Source organism: Sphingobacterium sp. UBA7253 (genome assembly GCF_002472745.1).
In the GTDB taxonomy this organism is placed as follows: Bacteria; Bacteroidota; Bacteroidia; order Sphingobacteriales; family Sphingobacteriaceae; genus Sphingobacterium; species Sphingobacterium siyangense.
In genome coordinates this window covers 1-2,914 of the sequence record NZ_DKSP01000143.1, presented here as the reverse complement: position 1 = coordinate 2,914, position 2,914 = coordinate 1, and the positions used below count along the sequence as shown (strand labels likewise).

At 41.8% G+C, this 2,914-nt stretch carries 2 protein-coding genes; both read left to right on the top strand.

Translation table 11 applies throughout. The features are described from left to right. On the top strand, positions 1-1,229 hold a 1,229-nt coding region (locus B2X72_RS14750; protein ID WP_286850255.1), incomplete at its 5' end, for a TonB-dependent receptor domain-containing protein. 10 nt (positions 1,230-1,239) lie between these two features. Beyond that, positions 1,240-2,914: RagB/SusD family nutrient uptake outer membrane protein (locus B2X72_RS14745; RefSeq protein WP_286850253.1), on the top strand; the 1,675-nt coding region annotated here is incomplete at its 3' end.

The window sequence follows — 2,914 nt, the reverse complement described above, 5'->3', positions numbered from 1 at the left end:
TTGGAGAAACCCCACAGAGTGCGTTACGTACGAAGACCACGCTGAAGAATGAAAATCTAACATGGGAAAGCACAGTGTCCAGTAATATAGGTTTGGATCTTTCCTTGTTTAAAAACCGGTTGAACCTTACTGTTGATGCTTATAATAATATTACAAACGATTTAATCCTTCAGGTACCGTTGCCGTCGAGCTCGGGGTATGCCAACCAGTATCAGAATATAGGTAGTACTTCCAATAGGGGAATTGAGTTTTCGGCATCTGCAGTATTGGTGGAAAAAAAAGATTTTCGTTTATCAGCAGACTTTAACATTGCTTTTAATCGCAATAAGATTCGTAAGCTGATTGATGGTCTGAATGAAATGACAACGCCAGCCTCTCCATGGCTGGATTTTGGACGCGATGATTTTAGGGCCATTGTTGGACAGCCACTGGGATTGATGTATGGTTTTAAACAAGATGGTTTCTATTCTTTTGATGATTTTACTTTTGATGGTACGCAAAATAGATGGCTATTAAATGAAGGAGTGGTGGATGCTTCGAAAGTAATGTCCAGAGGGGGGAATTATTTTGGCCCAGGTCATATTAAACTTGAGAAGTTGGGCGGAGAAGGTCAGGTAATTACATTGGAGGATGACAGAGCGGTGATTGGCCAAGCACAACCAAAACACACAGGTGGTTTGATGTTGAATGTGCAGTACAAAAGCTTTGATCTGGCGGGTATGTTTAACTGGTCTTACGGCAACGACATATATAATGCAGATAAAATAGATTTCATGGCTTATGAAGGTTCTAAACGGTATCAGAATATCAGTAATGATATGAGGCTTTCACAACGTTTTACCACGATAAACCCTGCCACTGGTGCCAATATCATGTTTGGAAATGATGCCAATCCCGAGCTTTTCCGTGCGCTCAATGAAGGAAAGACGATGTGGAATCCTATGGCAGCAAATGGTCGTATTTTAACCGATTGGGCCATCGAAGACGGCTCCTTTCTCAGACTGAGCAATGTGACACTAGGCTACACCTTGCCGACACATATTGCTAAGCGGCTTCTTATGCAGAATTTACGCATTTATGTCGCTGGCTATAACCTGCATGTCTGGACAAAATATAGTGGACAGGATCCAGAGGTTGACACACAACGTAATCCATTGACTCCCGGGGTAGGATACTCTGCCTATCCGAAAGCGAGAAAGGTGTTGTTTGGATTAAATGTTACATTTTAAACACAAGAACATGAAAAATATAATCATCATTGCTGTTGTCATACTGGCCTGTATGAGTTCATGCAAAAAATATCTTGAAACCAGTTCTCCTTCTTCCCTAAGTGGAGAGACTGTATTTAAGACAAGTTCTATGACTAAAGCTGCGGTTATGGGACTGTATGGGAAAATGACCGATACCTATATCTATGGGCAGAAATTATCGGTCAACTGGCAAGGAGTATCGGATACGGAATCCAATGGGTCATTTAGCGAAACCGGATATATCTCTCAGACAGACGATTTTGGCGCCGGAAATTATTTCGGACACGCCAACAATTCTACGACAAGGTGGCAACGTTTGTTCGAGTTTGCAGAAATGGCAACCGCAGTCGTCGATGGTATCCGCAATTCACCGATTCTCGCGAGTGAAGCAAATAGCATGAAACCTCTTCTGGGAGAAGCGCTCACACTTAAATCGCTCGCATTTTTTGAGCTTGCGCGGTATTGGGGTGATATTCCGTATAAAAAAGAAGCTTCCAAGTCCGACCTGTCTAATGTGTACTTGCCAAAATCCGATAAGGATACGGTGTATCATTATTTGGTAAAGGACTTGGAAGAAGCACAGTCCTATCTTCCATACAAAGGCGGAAATAGTGAGTATGGTACAGTAGAACGTGTAACCAAAGGTTTCGCAAAAGGTCTGTTGGCACGTGTCGCATTATTTGCTGGCGGCTGGTCTCTCAGAGACAGTAAAGCATTTCCTAATTCAACTGCTGAGAAGCATCCGACAATACCTTCCAACAATGGCTATTATGTAGGTCGCCCTCAAAACTGGAAAGAATATTACCGTATCGCAGCAGAACAGGCCGCAGAATTGATCGGATCAGCAGATAACCCGCATCGTTTGGATCCAGATTTTGAGAATATATGGTCTTCCGTATGTGGTAATCGTCCAAATGCTTCAAATGAAAATTTGTTTGAAGTAGCATTTGGCATGGGTAACAATGGAGATATTGGCTCCTTGATGGGCTATGCTGTGGATGGAAATTCAAAGTATGGCTCCCGTGGATTCGGTGGTAGTTATGTAACCTCAACCGCATATTATTTTTATTCCTTCGACAGAGAAGATAAAAGGCGTGACGTGACGCTTAGCTGGATTGGCTATGGAGCTGACAATAAAGAGAAGGTGAGTAATAATCCGAATGATGTAAAATTTGGTAAATGGAGGATTTACTGGATGTCTAATTCCTATCTTGCTATGCACAAGACCGCGACAGGGCGTATCGCTACTGGAGTCAATTGGATACTAATGCGATACTCCGATATTTATCTCATGTATGCCGAAGCTCAAAGTCAGATTGAAAATCCTGATGCAGTACATGAAATGGCCAAAATATCACCGAGACAGGCTTTGGAAAAAGTTCGTGAAAGAGCATTTGGCGTCGGGTCTTCCAAAATACAAGCGTATGATGCTAACTTTTTGGATGCAGTAATTAATGAACGTGCTTGGGAGTTTGGCGGTGAGTCTGTCCGTAAACAAGATCTGATTCGTTGGGGATTGCTTTATAAAAAAATTGAGGATATGAAAATGGCGCTATGTATTATGTATGATCATAGCAAACCCGTGAAAATATTTGATAAAACCTATCAGCCAGCACAATTTCCTTCGACAGTTTATTTCCGTTATAAATTTACATTTAATTTTC